This window comes from Lysinibacillus sp. 10T31, assembly GCF_056394365.1.
On record NZ_JBFTHS010000007.1, the window covers coordinates 54,411 to 72,041 of the forward strand.

Sequence of the window (17,631 nt, forward strand, 5' to 3'; positions counted from 1 at the left end):
TTCTAATTTTAAGTAGATTATTGATGGATATAATGAACAATGTAGTAGGATAGCATATTTTATATGGAAGTTTATTACAAATTGGCAACCGGCGACTTTTTACCCTAAATATATGGTGGACCAAGATGCAGATAATAATGGTTATATTGTTAGTGAACATGACTTAATTGAATGTAGGCTTGTCAATAGATTCCCGATTGGAGGGTAGCATAAAACTTATTGGATATAAATTGAATATGGTTGCCTTCATTGCGAGTATGAATAAGTTTTTGAAAGTAGTATGCAATCTTCTTCAACGCAATTACTCATACGAATACAAAAGAGCAGCTTCCAACTGATCATCAATGGTAATTTCACTATATCCTTTCCGACCTTGCGAAAAGATGAATATTTCGTTAGGTCTTTTTGGTGTGCGTAAATTTGTTTGTTTTGAAAGGATACCCGTCCTAGCTAAATAAATTTAATTCTTCCTATAAAAATATCACCCTCACGTTACGGTGATAAGCTAATATTTCCTAAAATTTTAGTTATTTTATTTAGTACTTTTTATGGATTACTAAGGTCTTGTTGTTTTTTTGTCAACGTTTTTCGGGTAAATACGCACCATTTGTCAACGCGAATAATATGCTATAAAAAAAGGGGCGTGGTTGAGTGACTTGGTTAATCATTTTGGCTTTTACTTTTTCATCCAGTATTGATAATTTAGGTGTCGGACTTTCTTACGGAATTCGAAAGATAAATGTTAGATTTGATAAAAATATTTTAATCGCGATCATTTGTTTTCTTATGAGTATGGGAGGCATTTCATTTGGTGTATGGATGTCAAAAATTCTTCCAGGTATGCTTCCTGTGGTCATCGGAGCGTTATTATTATTTATCATCGGAATTCGGATTATTCTTTTGGCTAAACCGCGGAAACAAGAAACTTCAATAGTGGGTAGTAACAATGAAATGCAGTCCAATAATAATGTTCAAGATATTTTAAGAAATCCCGAGGAAGCTCAATTCAATAAATCTGGGGAAATTGGATGGGGAGAAGCTGTGCTTCTCGGCATTGCCTTATCGGCGAATGCACTTACGAATGGGGTAGGTGCAGGTTTACTCGGTCTTTCGCCACTTGTCATTTCGATACTTGCTGCAATTGGGAGTTTTATTACTGTTTGGTTAGGGGTTAAGTTAGGAAGTAAAGTAGCAGATGTTCGAATCGGTTCATTTACTTTAGGGCAATTTGGAACAATTATTAGTGGAGTCATTTTATTAATAGTCGCTGTTGGAGCATTCTTTTAACTTCTTTCAGCGTAATCGGGAGGGATCCGAACGCAATTTATTCTATGGCATAATAAATCTAAGTTGTTGACAAAATGTCAACGTCATTATACACTTCTTGAGAATGATATTTTCATATTAGACGACTGCGTGAAGTCATGCTAGATATTGTAAGAAGGGGGAATCGAAAATGGCTGAGCAGAGTAACAGTAATACTCTTGGTTTATTGCTGAGGGAGTTGTTGAAAGAACGTTCATTATCTATGCGGAAGTTTAGTGAACTCACTGGAATCGACACAGCTACGATCTCACGGATAATAAATGGAAAAAGAAAGGCGACACCACAACATTTAGAAAATTTTGCTGACTGCCTTGGTGTTCCATTAATCAATCTTTTTGAAGCAGCAGGATACCCAATTGAGCCGAGACAAGAGCCAGAAACAGAACCAGATTCAGATATCCATACGTCTGTTGACTCAATACAAGCTTTTCTTAAGTCTTCGAATGTGTACGATGATGAATTTTCGGTGGCAAATGTTGAACAGAAATTAGAAAGCTATGAACTCTATGCGCAAACAGAAGAAGGTAAAAATTCGATACTTAAGGATTTTGATGAAAAAATTAAGAGTGTAGGAAGCATAGGTCCGTTTATAAGCAAATTAAAAGAGTTATACGAGAAATTCTCATCGGGGAAGGGCACGATTTTTGAACTAACCATAATTGGAAGTACTTTATTATATTTTATAATCCCTGTAGATGTTATACCGGATTATTTATTTCCGATTGGTTATTTAGACGATGCAATAGCTGTGCAACTTACTACAAAGGCATTATTAAAAAACTAACTTAAGTGATAGGTGGATTTATTTATGGAAAGAAGTAAGAAAGGCCGTAAATGGCTAAGGAATTTGTTCTTAGCATTCGCATTAGTAATCGTAGCAGGGATTATTTATGGAGTTTATCAATACAATAGCGGATTGGCTATGGCAGACGATGGTCTTTATAAAGATGACCAAAAGGCGGCGTATGACCCATTTGAAGGTGCGGATGTACAATTTGGTCAGATTAATGTGCTTTTAATGGGAAGTGACGCTAGAGACGAAGACGGTAGATCGGATACGTTAATGATTGCACACTATGATCAAACGACGAATGATGTAAAACTTATTTCTATCATGAGAGATACGTATGTCGACATCCCAGGGCACGGAATGAATAAAATAAATGCTGCTTTTGCTTTTGGAGGTCCTGAACTTGTAAGGAAAACAATTAAGCAAAATTTTGATATTGATGTTAATTACTATGCTCTCGCAGATTTTAAAGGATTCCCTAAAATTATGGATCTTTTAGCACCTGATGGAATTGAGGTTGATATTCCTTATGAAATGTCCTATGGAATTGGTATGACCTTACATCCAGGAAAACAAGTTTTACATGGTAACGAGTTATTGGGCTATGTACGATTCCGCCACGATCGTTTAAGTGATTTTGGGCGAGTGGAACGCCAGCAAGAGGTTTTGACGAAGGTGAAAGAACAAATCGGTGTTTCAAGTTTAATAAATTTGCCAAAACTACTTGGTGTTGCAGATTCATACTTTGATACAAATGTTGATAATAAAACAATTCTTACCATCGCAAAAGGGATTGTAAATGGAAAATCTGAAAGTATGGAGACTTTACGAATTCCTGTTGCAAATTCGTATGAAGATAAACGTGTAAATGTAGGTGACGTCTTAGATATTGACTTAGATAAGAACAAACAGGCATTAGAAGAGTTTCTATCATCAACTGATGACGTTTCATCTTTGGAGTCAAAGGAATCAAACTAAGTAGTTAGCAGGGCAATACAGCTAAAAAAAAGAGTATGTTTTGAACAATTATTTCAAAACATACTCTTTTTGTTATTTTACGGGTCCTTTTCGAGAAAAGTGCTACATCATATTTAACTGATGAGTCAAATCACTTTTGCTACATTCAACATCTAAAATTCTTTCATTTTTTTTGTGCAAGCAAATCCAATAAACTTTCTCCAAATAATATAGAAAGGGAAGACGGCAATTTAGCATTAGTTTCGATTAACCTTTCCATAAGTAAATGCGGTTTATGAAAAGAACCACCTAGAACGTTGGAGTGTCAACGTTTTAGGTGGTTTTCATTTATCCAAATTCAATAATGTCAGTTTTTAATAAAGGAGGGTAGTAACTTTTGTACATCTTCTAATGTTGAAAAGCGATTTTCGTTTGAAAAAATATCTGTTATTGGAAAGACACTTTTATAATTCCGCCTGAAATTGCTTCTTAATCGCATAGGCAACACCATTTTCACTAAAGCAAGTTGTCGTGTAAGTACTCCGCTTTTTTATCTCTTCTTCTGCATTCCTCATAAAGAAAGCTCAAGTAAAACCCCATAATTTTTTTAGCTATTTCTTACTTTTTAAAACCTGTTTATTTTCCCTGTCCGAATCGGTGGATGTTCAACTTTCGATTAAAAAAATGCAATGGTTCTTACCTTGATTACGGGAAGTGCCATTTTGCTAATTCGATGATTAATGATAAAGGCTGCTTACTTTTTTTATTTACAAAAAGGGTTTCTTAACTTTCATAAACTATGAAAACGGTTTTCATCCGAATATGATAGACACGTAACAAAGCAAAGGGAGATAAAAAATAGTATAACATGCGAGAAAATTGGAACCGCTTTCTGCAATTAACGGAGAAATTGGTAAAATAATCGATTCAATCGAAGTTATAAAACTATTTTAGGAGGGGTAAAAATGCAAATTCCAATTAAGAAAACGCTTGATAAAATTCCAGGTGGAATGATGGTTGTCCCACTTTTTTTAGGGGTATTAACAAACACATTTTTTCCGGAAATTTTAAAAATAGGGAGTTTTACAACAGCATTATTCAGTAAAGAAGCATCATCAACTATTTTGGCATGTTTTATGTTTTTAATTGGTTCACAAATTAATTTCAAATTAGCACCTAAGGCAATAAAAAAAGGTGCAATATTAATAACAGGAAAATTTATAGTGGGTGCTGGAATAGGTATAACTGTAGCAATGGTTTTTGGGCCTGCTGGAATACTAGGATTATCACCATTAGCCATCCTAGCAGCGTTATTAAATGCTAATGGTGGATTATATGCATCTCTTGCCTCATCGTATGGTGACGAAACTGATGTAGGCGCATATGCTGTATTTTCTTTAAAAGATGGTCCGTTTTTTACATTAGTTGCATTAGGTGCATCTGGCCTTGCCACAATTCCTTTTCAAACACTTATAGGAGTATTAATTCCAATAGTAATAGGAATGATTTTAGGGAATATTGATTCTGATATGAGAGAGTTCCTTGGAAGCAGTAAATTATTATTAATCCCATTCTTCTCATTCCCATTAGGTGCTGGGATGGATCTTTCAACTATTATTAAAGCGGGAGGTCCTGGCATACTACTAGGATTAATAGCTGCATTCACTGGAATAGGAGCTTACCTACTTTTGAAGTTATTTAAAGAAAACCCTATAGTTGGACTAGCAACAGGATCAACTGCAGGAAATGCTGTAGCTACACCAGCTGTTGTTGCAGCAGCAGATCCAACCTTAGCTCACATAGCACCAGGAGCTACCGCACAAGTTGCAGCAGCATGTGTAATATCTGCAATACTCTGTCCGATTATTGTTAATTATGCATATAAAAGATCCGAAAAGAAAAAAGCTAAAGAATCAATTGCAAGGGCGACATGACAATAAAGTAAAGTTTACGGTTATCCCGGCCATTAAAATGAAACAAAGCAGTCAGCGGTTTCACTGTCTGCTTTGTTTAGTTCAAAAAAGGGTCATTATGTTAACAAAATAATGGATAAGGAAAATTTTATTAACATGGTTGCAGTATTGTCGGAATAGCTATTTTAAGATAGAAGGAAGGAAACACCATGAATATACCTAATAATGTTATTATAACTACAATAAAAGGAAAAGAAGTTCTCTCCAATCCTTTTTTGAATAAAGGAACAGCTTTTACGAAAGAAGAAAGAGAAGACCTTGGACTTGAAGGTCTGTTACCGCCACAAGTACTCACCCTTGATGAACAAGTTAATAGGGTCTATGAACAATATTCGACGCGTACGACGAATCTGTTCAAAAACGGTCTGCTTTTTGATTTATATAACCGCAATGTTGTCTTGTTTTACCGTCTTTTGAAAGAACACCTGGCAGAAATGCTCCCTATCATCTACACTCCTACTGTCGGTGATGCAATCCAGTCATACTCTCAAAGCTACAGTCGACCAGGTGGCTTATATCTTTCCATTGATGATCCTGAGGGCATTGAAAAGGCATTTTATAATTTAGGGAAACAAAAAAATGGTATTGACTTAATCGTCGTTACAGACTCTGAAAGCATTCTTGGTATTGGAGACCAAGGGATAGGCGGTATTAATATTGCGATTGGTAAACTTGCCGTGTACACGGCTGCAGCTGGCATTGATCCAAGCCGTGTTCTGCCAATCGTGATGGATGTTGGCACGAACAATCAGGCTTTGATTGCAGATCCTATGTATATCGGAAATAAAATTGCACGTGTCCGCGGTGATCGTTATGATCAATTCATTGATTTATTCGTTCAGACTGCAAGAAAGTTCTTTCCAGAGGTTCTCATTCACTGGGAGGATCTTGGCAATGTCAATGCGCGAAAAATCTTGGACAAATACGGTGACAAAATCCTTACCTTCAACGATGACATCCAGGGGACAGGTGCTGTTACTCTGGCTGCTATTATGTCTGCTTTGAAAGTAACAGGAGGATCCCTAAAGGACCAGCGCGTTGTTATTTTTGGACCAGGAGCTGCCGGCATTGGTATCGCAGACCAAATGGTAGATGCCATGGTTCTAGAAGGGTCTACCAGAGAAGAAACCTGTGATCGTTTCTGGGCTGTAGACTATCGGGGTCTACTAACAGATGAAACACCAGATGTTCTTAACTTCCAGAAGCCTTTTACAAGAAAGATGGATGAAGTTAAGGACTGGGATAAGAATGAGGAAGGGATCATTTCATTAACGGAAGTAGTTCAAAGGGTGAAGCCGACCATCCTGATTGGTACTTCCGGACAAGCCGGCGCGTTCACTGAGGAAATTGTTGAAGAAATGGCCAAGCACGTTGAGCGTCCTATCATCTTGCCTATGTCCAACCCTACAGCACTGACAGAAGCAGTGCCGGAAAACCTGATGAAGTGGACCGATGGCAAGGCTCTGATTGCAACCGGCAGCCCGTTTGCCAATGTTGAATACAAAGGTGTTTCCTATGAAATTGGACAGTCAAATAACGCATTTGTATTTCCGGGCCTAGGCTTGGGAGCGATTGTTGCAAAAGCTGAACTGGTCTCAAAAGGAATGTTTGCAGCTGCTACTTATGCGGTTGCAAGAATGTCAGACACCAGTAAACCTGGAGCCTCCCTGCTGCCATCTATTGAAAAGCTTCGTGAAGTTTCAAAATACGTAGCCATCGAAGTAGCTCATGCTGCAATACACGAAGGAATTGCAAAAATAGATATTCAAGATGTTGAAAAAGCTATTGAAGATTCTATGTGGAAACCTGAGTATAAAGAAATTAAGAGTGTAGGTATTTGGACAAAGATTAATTCCCAAGCATATTAAATAGTTAAATAAAATGCCTGTTCTCCTGGTAATTTATCGAACTTTCGGTATTCCAGGCAGTGACAGGCATTTTTGAAATGAACAAGATTAACGGGGTCAATCTTTTTTGGGGGAAGTTTTTCATTTATACGGATTATTGTTGAGTCTTGGAACGTGAATGACGCGAAAAAAGATAATAGCATGTCATGGCTAGCGGGAGTCTCTAGCATAAATCCTCAAACTCCCACCATTCATCTAAAATCGCTATTTTGATTTTGGAACACCTCAACATTTCATTAATTGGTGAATCCCTTTTTCAGTTTGATCGAGTGGAATACCGCCATATCCGAATAAAAAAGTTGGACATTGATATTCAATTGGACTAAATAGATAATCGCTTACCGGGTAGATGACAATATTGTTTTTTCCGCCATCGCTCATGTAGTCAGCTAAAATATGTTAGTATATTGGCGCAATGGTACAGGCAACACGTCAATGAGGTTTTTAATGTTCTAGATAGAAGTCAAAGGAAAAGCTAAAAACAGGTAGTCCTGCATAATAAAACAGAGCCTAAATATTTAATAAAAAAAAATAAAGATGGAGCAATAGTTTTACGTTGACTCCATCTTTATTTCTATACCATACCTTGCTTACCCCAATCATGACGGTGCAATTTTTCTAATAAGATGATTTAATATTGAGATTGAGACTGCAAAGCTCTTCCAGAAAGCTTCGCTGTCTCTATGAATGTAATGGATAAAACTTATTCATAATATAATTAAGCAGATAACCTGGAGGAGATTATGAAAAAGGGCAGATTTAGTTTACAAGTCATCATTATTATTTTTGTATGCCTTGTCGTCGCTTTGTCACTCGGTATAACCGATTTGCTAATTAGTAAGAGAATTACCTCCAGTGTTGAAGAGACACAGAAAGAAAAGGCACTCAATATTGCAAAGATGGTTTCCATTAGCCCGCAAGTGATTAGGTCTCTTGAGGAGGAAACAAATCCGAAAGAAGTACAAGCTTTTGCCAATCAAATAAAAGTTTTAACGCATGTTAACTTCGTTGTTGTCATGGATATGAAAGGAATCCGACTTTCTCACCCGGATCCAGGTGAAGTGGGAAGGAAGTTCAAGGGAGGAGATGAAGGACCAGTCCTTCATGGGAAAGAGTATGTATCCATCTCGAAGGGTATTCTCAGCCCCTCCATGCGGGCATTTACCCCAATAAAGAATTCACTTGGAAAACAAGTCGGCGCAGTTGCTGTGGGAATTTCTTTGGAAAACGTAACGGAGGCTGTACATAAAGGTCGGATGGGTATGGTGATTGGGACATTAATCGGAATACTTATCGGAGTAACAGGTGCAGTGGCCTTGTCCAGGGTTATCAAAAAAATCCTTTTGGGACTCGAGCCGTTCGCTATTGCCAGGCTGCTTGAAGAGCGGAGTTCCATGCTCCAGTCTGTACGTGAGGGCATTATAGCCATTGACCAAGAAGGAAAAATTACACTTGTAAACAGGGCAGCCAGAAAGCTTTTTAAAAAAGCTGGTTTAGAAGGGAATCCAATGGGACTCAAAATAGAAGATTATTTACCTAGTACCCGATTAACCCATATTTTAAAGTCTGGAGGAACTGAGTTTGACCAGGAACAGGATCTGCATGGGGTTACTATTTTAGTAAACAGGGTACCGGTAGTAGTGGATAATCAGCCGGTTGGAGCAATCGCTACATTCCGTGATAAAACAGAAGTTCAGTTATTGGCCGAACAGCTCACAGGTGTACGTAATTATGCGGATGCCCTACGTGCCCATGCCCATGAATTCATGAATAAGCTGCATGTTATTCTTGGACTTGTCCGTACTGAGCAATATAATACACTTGCGAACTATGTGAGTGAAACGGTTAACCACCGGGAAACGGAAATGGGTTTTGTAACCGAGAATGTCCAAGATCCAGTTCTAGCCGGATTTTTGATTGGCAAGCAAAGCTTTGCAAGAGAATCAGGTGCATCACTATCATTTGATTGCTCCAATAAGCTTCCCAAGCCTGTGAACCAAGAAATCACCAATGACATGATAACGATTATTGGAAATCTCGTCAATAATGCAATGGAAGCGATAGCGGACAGTCCTATCAAAAAAGTTGACTTAAAGCTCGATTACGCAGAGGATATTTTAACAATTGAGGTTAAGGATACAGGGATGGGAATGACGAAAGCCATGCAAAATAAAATATTAGATAAAGGCTTCTCTACGAAAGGAGATAACCGTGGGCTCGGGCTATATCTTTTAGCTCAGGCTATTGAAAGACTAGAAGGGGACCTACTCATTTCTTCAAAGCCGGGAAAGGGAACGAATTTTGCGGTATATATACCTTATAAAGCAGAGGATGAAGAGGCATGATCAATGTAATGATTGTCGAAGACGACCCTATGGTGGCAGAAATCAATAAACGATACCTTTCTAAGATTGGTGGGTTCCGTTTGGCTGCAATAGCCAATTCAGTAGATGAGGCTATTTGTTTGCTCGGAAAGGAGGAAATACAGCTTATACTTCTGGATATTTTTATGCCGGGTAAGCAGGGCCTGGAGCTATTGACGTATCTCCGGAAAAATGAACTTGAAATCGATGTAATCATTATTTCCGCTGCATCGGATCTGGAACGAATCAAGAGGGCAATAAGGTACGGCGTTATAGATTATTTAATAAAGCCTTTTAAATTTGAAAGGTTCAACGCTGCTCTTGTCAGCTATCAGCAAAAGTCCCGGCTTACTGGAAAACTGGAAGCGGTCAGCCAGCAGGAGCTCGATAATTATTTTTTGCACAGGGATGAAGTTGCAACAGTTGAAGAGCTCCCAAAAGGGTTGACTAAAGATACCTTAAAGCAAGTCTGGGAAGCGGTTCAGGAATTGAAAGAAGGGCCGTTTTCCACCGAAGAAGTGGCAAATGTTGTGGGCATTTCAAGGGTCTCTGCGAGAAAGTACTTAAATTTCTTAAAGGATATAGGAATCCTTAATGTCAAGGTTATATATGGGACCATCGGAAGGCCTGTTTACCAGCATGAATATAACCAAATTAAAGAGTATTTAATAAAAAACTTTCTTTAAAAAAGGGATTCCAATGAATGTTCTTGAAAATGTAATTCTTACAACATTAAAAGGAAAAGAGGTTCTTTCAAATCCTTTTTTGAATTAAGGAACCGCTTTACTAAAGAAGAAAGGAGAGAGTTTGGACTCGACGGCCTGTTGCCGCCTCAGGTACCGGAGAACCGAATCATAAGTAAATGAGTTTTTTTGAAAAACAGAGAGACAGCACCATTCCATTACATGTGGATGGTGCTGTTTTTGGTAATCAGCTTCAATCTATCATTTAATTCATCATCGTGCAATTCTTTTCATGGAATGTTACAAAAAGAACCTCTAGTAACAAATGTTTATAAAAAATAAAAATAAAATCAACAGTAAATTAACATTCATATAGTTTAATAGAACTGTAGAAAAGAAACCTACTAGGGGGATTAATTAGATGATTAATAACAAACTTGTGAAAAAAGGTGCTACTTTAGCACTTGCACTAGCTATTACAGTTCCAGCATTGTTACCGACAGCAGTGAATGCTCAGAAAAATATAACAATTGAAGCTGTTAAATTTAATGGAATGAAGTCACCATCTACTATTGAAGAAATGGTAAAAACGTATACAACCGCAACAGTTGATGTGAAATATAGCAATGGAAAAGTAAAAACATTTCCTTTGTCGTACAACTACCTATTTAAATCAGAAGATAAGGTAGCAACTGTAAAAGGGAAAAAAATCCCTGCAGGTACACCAATTGATGTAAAAGGAAATCCAATTAAGGATCCAAGCAGCACAGACGGAAAATACTTTGTTTCCGATGCTCCGGATTCAAACAGCTTAATGCTTCCTATTAATGGAAAACTTTATATGGTTACACATTATGAATATCAAACCATTGATGCTGCTGGAAAATCTGCATACGGTTTAGTTCCTGCATCTATGTCTTTAACTGAGTTGGAACAGGACAAAAAAACAGGTGAATTGAAACCTATAAAAGTAGAAAAAATTGATTTTAAATCAGTAAATGGACTTTGGATTCCATGTAACGGATCATTATCCCCTTGGAATACACATTTAGGTTCTGAAGAGTACGAACCAGATGCACGTCTTTTCTTAGATCCAACTTCGAAAGTAAGAAGTCAAGTTGAAACATTCTCTCAATTCTATTTTGGAGATAAAGCAAAGGCTAATCCTTATTTCTATGGGTATACTCCTGAAATTACAGTAGAAAAGAACGGGAAAACATCAGTTGTAAAGCATTATAGTACAGGACGCTTCTCTCATGAGTTAGCGAAAGTCATGCCTGATAACAAAACTGTTTTTTACGGGGATGATGGCGCTAATACAGGAATGTTTATGTATGTGGCAGACAAAGCAAAAGATTTATCTTCAGGTACATTATATGCAGCCAAATTTAAACAAATTGGTACTGAAAAAGGTGGTTCAGGAGATTTACAATGGATTAATTTAGGACATGCAACCGATAAAGAAGTGAAAGCTACTATTGATAGCGGCATTACATTCAATGATATTTTTGAAACTTCTGATGTTCCTAAAGAAGGTTTCACAGCTATTAAAACATACTCAAATGAAGGAAAGGTAGAGTACCTAAAACTTAAACCGGGGAAAGAAAAAGCAGCAGCCTTCCTTGAAACTCGCCGTTATGCGGCTATGCTCGGTGCAACTACAGAATTTAACAAAATGGAAGGTGTTGCACTAAACGAAAAGGATAAAAAAGTATATATCGCAATTTCCGATCAAAGTAAGGCTATGGAAAAAGATTCAACAGGAAAAGACCCAGCAGACCATATTCAATTACCAAAAATTAAAGCTGGTGTAACTTATCAATTAGATTTGCAAGGTGGTCAAAAGGATAGTAGAGGGCAGGCAATTAATAGCTCATATGTAGCACAATTGATGTCTGGATTAGTTGTTGGTGAGGATTTAAAAGAAGCTGATTCATTTGGTAACACTGCGAATGTAGATAAAGTAGCAAATCCAGATAACTTAAGTTACTCTGAAGCAATGAGAACCCTCTTTATTGGTGAAGATAGTGGAGCTCACACTAATAACTACGTTTGGGCTTATAACGTTGATACGAAAGAATTAGATCGTATTCTATCTGTTCCAGCAGGAGCGGAAGCAACTGGATTATTTGCTGCAGATGACCGCAATGGATTCTCATACATTCTCAGTAATTTCCAGCATCCTGGTGATGAAGTGGATGCTAAGTCAATTACAGCTGTAAATAAAGATGAATTACTTAAAGCTGTTGACGAACAAATTGGTATTAATAAAACAGGCGGTATTGGTTATATCTCTGGTCTGCCTTCTTTTACAAACATGCCAAATTTCACTGCACCTGATGTTCCTAAAGTAGATAAAGTAACAGAAAAATCTAAATCAGTTACAGGTACAACTGAAAAAGATGCTACTGTACAAGTTTATAACGGGAAAACATTATTAGGGGAAGCAAAAGCAAATTAAAAAGGGGAATTCACTGTGAAGATTAAAGCCCAAAAAGCAGGCATAAGCCTAACTGTTGTAGCTAAAGATAAGGATGGAAACGAAATTGAGTCAACAGTCATAGAAGTTGCTTCTAAATAAATGTAAAAAATGAAAAGGGCTGTCATAAAAGTGACTTTTGTGACAGCCCTCATTCTATCCCATAGTTTTCCATAAGAATGGATTAACTCCAGAGAATTCTATAATGTAGTTTTAGATATCGAACAACTTGAACAAAGAATAGAATTGCATTTTGAAGTACCGCTTTGATCGGACTCTTATAATGGAAAAAAGGTAGCTGACGAATTCATCAGCTACCAATCTTATTTTTCAAGTTTCGTTAATGTTTTACCGGTCCAACCAAAAATAATCGTCAAAATTGGCCCGAGTAAACAGAAGAAGGTAAATGGTAGGTAAGTTGTTGTTGGTATATCTAGTACACTAGCAATGAAAATACCACAAACACTCCACGGAACAAGAGGATTGACTACAGTACCTGCGTCCTCCATGACACGGGATAAATTTTTAGGGGCAAGCCCTACCTTCTCAAATTGTGCTTTAAATGCCTCACCAGTAAGTAGGATGGATAAATATTGCTCACCAATTAATGTGTTAACACCAATCCCCGTAATGGCAGCTCCTGTAATAACAGAGCCGGCACTTTTAAAGAGGCTCTCTACCTTCGCTAAAATACTTTGAATAATGCCAAGCGTAAACAATAGACCGCCCATTGTTAATGCTAATAAGACTAAGGCAATTGTAAATAGCATACTGTTCATACCACCACGACTCAATAATGCATCCACACCTTCATTACCCGTACTAGATACATAGCCTTCAAAAAGGATTTTAAAGACATTTGATAATGCAATCGGTTCTTGTATATAGGCAAGCCCAACACCAATAATAGAGACGACTGCGAGTGTGATGAGTGCAGGCGCTTTATAAAAAGTCATAATAACAAGGACAACAATTGGTAATAATGTATACCAATGAATAAGTCCAGTTGACAGTAAACCTTCTTTAAATTGCTCAACTGTTTCAAAAGAAGTATTTGCATCTGTTGGCGATAATATTGCATAAAGAACGAATGAGATTGCGAATGCTGGAATCGTTGTCCAGCTCATATTTTTAATATGCTCGAAAAGATCAACGCCAACCGTACCAGATGCAAGATTTGTTGTATCCGATAGCGGAGACATTTTATCCCCAAAGAAAGCTCCTGAAACAATCGCACCAGCCGTTATCGCTAAAGAGATGTCCATTGCACCAGCAATTCCCATAAAGGCAACGCCCACAGTTGCTACAGTAGTTAAAGAACTACCAACAGAAACACCAACGATACTACAAATCAAAAATACGATTGCAAAGAAAAAGCTTGGTGAAACCGTTAAAAAACCGTAGTAGATAAGTGTTGGAATCGTGCCGCCCATAATCCAACTCGAAATTAAAATACCAATAAAGAAGAAAATAAAAACTGCTCCAAGTCCAGCACTTGCACCTGCAACCATCCCAGCTTCAAGCTCACGAAAAGGAACTTTTTTTAGTAATCCATAGGTAATTAAAAGTGAAATGATAAGTAAAATAGGTATATGGGGTGTCGCTTTTAAATACCCAATACTGAATGCCATCGTGGCAATTATTAATATAATTATAAAGCTTGCCTCAATAAATCGAGGGTTACTCTTTGCTTCTATCCGAAACATGCTAATCCTCCTAATACTTACTTCTTCGCTTCAACGCGGTGAAGCCTAAAAGTATTATAGCACGCTAATAAATTTTGTCAATTGGCTAATAAATTTTTGTTGATGAAAATGGTAATATTCCACTTAATGGATGCTGAAATAATCCCATGCATTTTTGACAATTAATGTACAAGTCATAATGATAAAAATAATACGCATCATTTTTGTCCAACGTTTCAGCGCAAATTTTGAATCCTTTATCGCACCGAAAATCATGACGAAGCCCATCGGTAGACCGTATAAAAAATTAACTTTTCCTAATAGTAAAAACATAGCAAGCGCGGCTAAGTTCGACGTGAAATTAAAGGCTTTTGCATTACCCGAGGCCTGCAAGAAATCATTTCCTATCATTAATAAAAGGAAAATAAAAAAAGAACCAGTGTCAGGTCCGAAGAAACCATCGTAAAAGCCATTAGCAGCAAAAACCCAAAGGCTATTTTCTTCACAGTACTTAATGTCCGTTCTTCAGACTGCTGACCCCAATCTTTTTTGAAAACCGTATAAGCTGTTACTAGTACGAGCATAACAAGCATTAGAGGCTTTAAAATAGCTGGCGATACGAGATGCACAGTATATGTACCAATAAATGAACCAATAAAAATAAAAGGCATTATTTTCTTATTTTTCTTAACATCAACCCTGCCAGCTCGTAAAAAAGTTAACATGCTAGTCCCATTGCTAATTGTATTGGCAAGTTTGTTTGTAGCAATTGCTGTACTTGGGGATAAACCAACAGCCATAAGCGCAGGTAATGAAATTAATCCTCCGCCACCAATCGCGTTTAACTTCTTTCAGCAAATGTCTTTTGTAGCGAAAGCAAAGTGTCAGTTACAGGTTTTAAGTCACTTTCCAGTGGGTGTCCAAACAGCTGCTGAAAGAAGTTAATGCCTCCGGCGGATGTCACGGAATCGGAAAGGAGTTCATAAAGGATGTTAGCCTAAAAATCATCGCATCCATGCGATAACGGCTAACTGACCTGCATCGGTAAAAACGCCACGTCCTGTGGCATTACCGAAATGACCGACATCGTGTCGGCCCTCGTGCAAGCCCAAGCACAAAGCCGATTCCAGACGCAATTATGCCGAGGCATAATTGATATAAGATGCGATAAAGCCAAGTACTAGAAGGTTTACAAGTGATAGTAAATCGATGTCCATATGTACGATACTCACATCCTTATTTGTAAGATACACTTTTCTTATAAAAGTACGGCGAATAGTAATAAATGACAATGGAGGAATGTAAATATCATTTACAATTCCTTAACATTGAAAACGGTGAAAAAATAAAAGAAAAAAATGTTTTTTCAAGTATTTTTATAAAAATGAAAGAAAAAACGGTAATATTTAAAGAAAAATCGATAATTTTTGTTATCGAGTTTCCAACGTTTTCAACTTGGAAAAGTACCTAAAAATAATTGTGGCAAATTTTATATTACATTTTTGTAAATTCAACTCGTTTATGTTTAAAAATCTGTAGAATTATGTGAAAGTTTTGTTATGATGATTGCAGAAATCGACAATATTCATTCAACAGGAGGAACAAGATGTTCAACTCAAACAAGCAAGATCCATTTTTTAAGGCATTGTTAAATATTTCTAAAAACGTTAAAGAAGGTATTTATTACGCTCATAACGCACGTATTGAAAATATAGATTCACTAAAAGAAATCGCAGACACAATGAAGCGATATGAAACAAGTGGAGATAAATTAATTCACGAGCTTATCGTCATGCTCAATAAATCATTTATGACACCTATCGAGCGTGAAGATATTTTATCACTTGCCAATAAATTAGATGATGTTATTGATGGAATGGAAGGCTGTATTGCTCATTTTGACATGTACAATTTAACAGAAGTTACAGACCCGATGCGCCAATTCTTAACATATATTGCGAAAAGTACAGACGAAATGGTCCAAGCAATGGAGCTATTAAATAGTAAAAAGCTTGTTGAAATGCGTAAACATGCTATTCAAATTAAGGACTATGAGCGTGAATGTGATGAAATTTTCCGCTCGTCTATGAAGCAATTATTTATTCAAGAAAAAGATCCGATGCGCATCATCGTGTTCAAAAGTATATACGAACAATTTGAAGATATTGCAGACTACTGCCAAACTGTAGCAAACACAATTGAAACAATAATTATGCGTAACGCGTAAGATGGAGTGTAAGAAATGAATACGATATTACTGATAACAATATTAGTCGTTATGTTCGCACTTGTGTTTGATTTTATTAACGGCTTCCATGATACAGCTAACGCAATAGCAACTTCTGTATCAACCAGAGCATTGAAGCCACGTACGGCAGTATATATGGCTGCCCTTATGAACTTCGTTGGAGCTATTACATTCACTGGGGTCGCAAAAGCATTAACAAAGGATATTGTAGACCCATTCAGCTTAAATGCTTTTGATGGAGATATTACAGGTTCTGTCGTTATTTTAGCGGCATTATTATCAGCGATTACTTGGAATTTAGTAACATGGTACTTTGGAATTCCGTCTAGTTCATCGCATACATTAATCGGTTCAGTGGCGGGTGCTGCCATTGCGGCTGCTGGCTTTCATATATTGAACTATAGCGGCTTTATAAAAATTCTTCAGGCACTTATTTTCTCGCCATTACTTGCGTTTGCAGCCGGTTTCTTAATGATGACTTTAATGAAAGTTTTATTTAAGGATACAAATTTATATCGAACGAATAAAGGCTTCCGAAAAATGCAAATTGGTACAGCCGCTTTACAATCATTTACACACGGTACAAACGATGCGCAAAAAGCGATGGGGATTATTACGCTCGCATTAATTGCAGGAGGCTTGCATCACACAGATGACATTCCTTTCTGGGTGCGTTTTGCAGCAGCATGTGCGATGGGTCTTGGTACATCTGTAGGTGGATATAAAATCATCAAAACAGTCGGTGGCAAGATTATGAAAATCCGTCCAGTAAACGGGGTAGCAGCAGATCTTGCTTCTGCATCCATTATCTTCGGGGCAACATTAATTCACTTACCAGTTTCTACAACACATGTTATTTCTTCATCCATCATGGGTGTAGGAACAGCACACCGTGTAAAAGGTGTTAAATGGGGCATGGCACGTAAAATTGTAACAACATGGGTAATCACCATGCCAATTTCCGCAGTCATGGCTGCAGCTATTTACTTTATTTTAAGTTTATTTTTCTAACAGAATGATGGAAGGAATGCACAACTTGCGTGCATTCCTTTTTTTATTTGATTAATCGGGTAGAAGGCGACGGAATGGCCGGGTAGAACGACGGATAGAAAAGGCGAAGCGACGGAAAGTCAGAGCAGAATGACGGATGGGAAAGATGGCGACGGAAAGCCCGAGCCGACCGACGGAAAGAAAAGGCGAAGCGACGGAAAGCCCGAGCC

At 37.5% G+C, this 17,631-nt stretch carries 14 protein-coding genes and 1 pseudogene; 12 read left to right on the plus strand and 3 right to left on the minus strand.

Going from position 1 to position 17,631, the window contains the following annotated elements; all coding sequences use genetic code 11:
* The first annotated feature begins 651 nt into the window (after window positions 1-651).
* The 9 genes and pseudogenes from ytaF to AC1DCY_RS05830 form a co-directional block, all read left to right on the plus strand.
* On the plus strand, window positions 652-1,287 hold the full coding sequence (gene ytaF / locus AC1DCY_RS05790) for a sporulation membrane protein YtaF (RefSeq protein ID WP_477348293.1): 636 nt from the start codon (window positions 652-654) through the stop codon (window positions 1,285-1,287).
* A 169-nt stretch (window positions 1,288-1,456) separates the two neighbouring features.
* Entirely contained in the window at window positions 1,457-2,110 is a 654-nt protein-coding gene (locus AC1DCY_RS05795; RefSeq protein ID WP_477348295.1) for a helix-turn-helix domain-containing protein, read from the plus strand.
* 234 nt (window positions 2,111-2,344) lie between these two features.
* Window positions 2,345-3,094 (plus strand): LCP family protein, encoded by a 750-nt coding sequence (locus tag AC1DCY_RS05800; RefSeq protein WP_477348447.1) that lies wholly within the window; start codon window positions 2,345-2,347, stop codon window positions 3,092-3,094.
* Between the two features lie 944 nt (window positions 3,095-4,038).
* Window positions 4,039-5,007: a 2-keto-3-deoxygluconate permease gene (locus AC1DCY_RS05805; protein WP_477348297.1), complete on the plus strand. Its 969-nt coding sequence runs from the start codon at window positions 4,039-4,041 to the stop codon at window positions 5,005-5,007.
* Window positions 5,008-5,195: 188 nt separating this feature from the next.
* Entirely contained in the window at window positions 5,196-6,914 is a 1,719-nt protein-coding gene (locus tag AC1DCY_RS05810) for an NAD-dependent malic enzyme (protein ID WP_477348299.1), read from the plus strand.
* Window positions 6,915-7,696: 782 nt separating this feature from the next.
* Window positions 7,697-9,298, plus strand: a complete 1,602-nt coding sequence (gene dcuS / locus AC1DCY_RS05815) for a DcuS/MalK family sensor histidine kinase (RefSeq protein ID WP_477348301.1) — start codon at window positions 7,697-7,699, stop codon at window positions 9,296-9,298.
* On the plus strand, window positions 9,295-10,002 hold the full coding sequence (locus AC1DCY_RS05820) for a response regulator (protein ID WP_477348303.1): 708 nt from the start codon (window positions 9,295-9,297) through the stop codon (window positions 10,000-10,002). The genes dcuS and AC1DCY_RS05820 overlap by 4 nt, the downstream gene beginning before the upstream one ends.
* 418 nt (window positions 10,003-10,420) lie before the next feature.
* Complete coding sequence (locus AC1DCY_RS05825) at window positions 10,421-12,460, plus strand: alkaline phosphatase PhoX (RefSeq protein ID WP_477348305.1); 2,040 nt, start codon at window positions 10,421-10,423, stop codon at window positions 12,458-12,460.
* Window positions 12,461-12,472: 12 nt separating this feature from the next.
* Window positions 12,473-12,580: pseudogene (locus AC1DCY_RS05830) on the plus strand (hypothetical protein); the annotation flags it as partial.
* A 221-nt stretch (window positions 12,581-12,801) separates the two neighbouring features.
* Here the strand turns inward: AC1DCY_RS05830 and nhaC are convergent.
* The 3 genes from nhaC to AC1DCY_RS05845 all read right to left on the minus strand — a co-directional run bounded on the left by nhaC (window position 12,802) and on the right by AC1DCY_RS05845 (window position 14,963).
* The gene (gene nhaC / locus AC1DCY_RS05835; protein WP_477348307.1) at window positions 12,802-14,184 is read right to left on the minus strand and encodes a Na+/H+ antiporter NhaC; all 1,383 of its coding nucleotides are present in this window, start codon (window positions 14,182-14,184) and stop codon (window positions 12,802-12,804) included.
* Window positions 14,185-14,307: 123 nt separating this feature from the next.
* Window positions 14,308-14,679, minus strand: a complete 372-nt coding sequence (locus AC1DCY_RS05840; RefSeq protein ID WP_477348450.1) for a sulfite exporter TauE/SafE family protein — start codon at window positions 14,677-14,679, stop codon at window positions 14,308-14,310.
* Window positions 14,574-14,963: a sulfite exporter TauE/SafE family protein gene (locus AC1DCY_RS05845; protein ID WP_477348309.1), complete on the minus strand. Its 390-nt coding sequence runs from the start codon at window positions 14,961-14,963 to the stop codon at window positions 14,574-14,576. The genes AC1DCY_RS05840 and AC1DCY_RS05845 overlap by 106 nt, the downstream gene beginning before the upstream one ends.
* Between AC1DCY_RS05845 and AC1DCY_RS05850 the strand changes: the two genes are divergently transcribed.
* The 3 genes from AC1DCY_RS05850 (at window position 14,887) to AC1DCY_RS05860 (ending at window position 17,422) form a co-directional block, all read left to right on the plus strand.
* A complete protein-coding gene (locus AC1DCY_RS05850; protein WP_477348452.1) occupies window positions 14,887-15,108 on the plus strand; it encodes a hypothetical protein in 222 nt (73 codons plus the stop codon). The two genes, AC1DCY_RS05845 and AC1DCY_RS05850, sit on opposite strands and share 77 nt — an antisense overlap.
* A 661-nt stretch (window positions 15,109-15,769) precedes the next feature.
* Window positions 15,770-16,390 carry a DUF47 domain-containing protein gene (locus AC1DCY_RS05855; RefSeq protein WP_370082328.1) on the plus strand — a complete coding sequence of 207 codons (621 nt, stop codon included), beginning with the start codon at window positions 15,770-15,772 and terminating at the stop codon, window positions 16,388-16,390.
* Window positions 16,391-16,405: 15 nt separating this feature from the next.
* Window positions 16,406-17,422 carry an inorganic phosphate transporter gene (locus AC1DCY_RS05860; protein WP_477348312.1) on the plus strand — a complete coding sequence of 339 codons (1,017 nt, stop codon included), beginning with the start codon at window positions 16,406-16,408 and terminating at the stop codon, window positions 17,420-17,422.
* Window positions 17,423-17,631 lie beyond the last annotated feature (209 nt).

What these genes read in the sequence shown, in the direction of transcription:
- AC1DCY_RS05850 (WP_477348452.1), top strand. Translation starts at nt 14,887, where the DNA reads ATGCTAGTCCCATTGCTAATTGTATTGGCAAGTTTGTTTGTAGCAATT.
- AC1DCY_RS05860 (WP_477348312.1), top strand. Translation starts at nt 16,406, where the DNA reads ATGAATACGATATTACTGATAACAATATTAGTCGTTATGTTCGCACTT.
- AC1DCY_RS05795 (WP_477348295.1), top strand. Translation starts at nt 1,457, where the DNA reads ATGGCTGAGCAGAGTAACAGTAATACTCTTGGTTTATTGCTGAGGGAG.
- AC1DCY_RS05800 (WP_477348447.1), top strand. Translation starts at nt 2,345, where the DNA reads ATGGGAAGTGACGCTAGAGACGAAGACGGTAGATCGGATACGTTAATG.
- dcuS (WP_477348301.1), top strand. Translation starts at nt 7,697, where the DNA reads ATGAAAAAGGGCAGATTTAGTTTACAAGTCATCATTATTATTTTTGTA.
- nhaC (WP_477348307.1), bottom strand. Translation starts at nt 14,184, where the DNA reads ATGTTTCGGATAGAAGCAAAGAGTAACCCTCGATTTATTGAGGCAAGC.
- AC1DCY_RS05855 (WP_370082328.1), top strand. Translation starts at nt 15,770, where the DNA reads ATGTTCAACTCAAACAAGCAAGATCCATTTTTTAAGGCATTGTTAAAT.
- AC1DCY_RS05820 (WP_477348303.1), top strand. Translation starts at nt 9,295, where the DNA reads ATGATCAATGTAATGATTGTCGAAGACGACCCTATGGTGGCAGAAATC.
- AC1DCY_RS05810 (WP_477348299.1), top strand. Translation starts at nt 5,196, where the DNA reads ATGAATATACCTAATAATGTTATTATAACTACAATAAAAGGAAAAGAA.
- AC1DCY_RS05845 (WP_477348309.1), bottom strand. Translation starts at nt 14,963, where the DNA reads ATGGCTGTTGGTTTATCCCCAAGTACAGCAATTGCTACAAACAAACTT.
- AC1DCY_RS05825 (WP_477348305.1), top strand. Translation starts at nt 10,421, where the DNA reads ATGATTAATAACAAACTTGTGAAAAAAGGTGCTACTTTAGCACTTGCA.
- AC1DCY_RS05805 (WP_477348297.1), top strand. Translation starts at nt 4,039, where the DNA reads ATGCAAATTCCAATTAAGAAAACGCTTGATAAAATTCCAGGTGGAATG.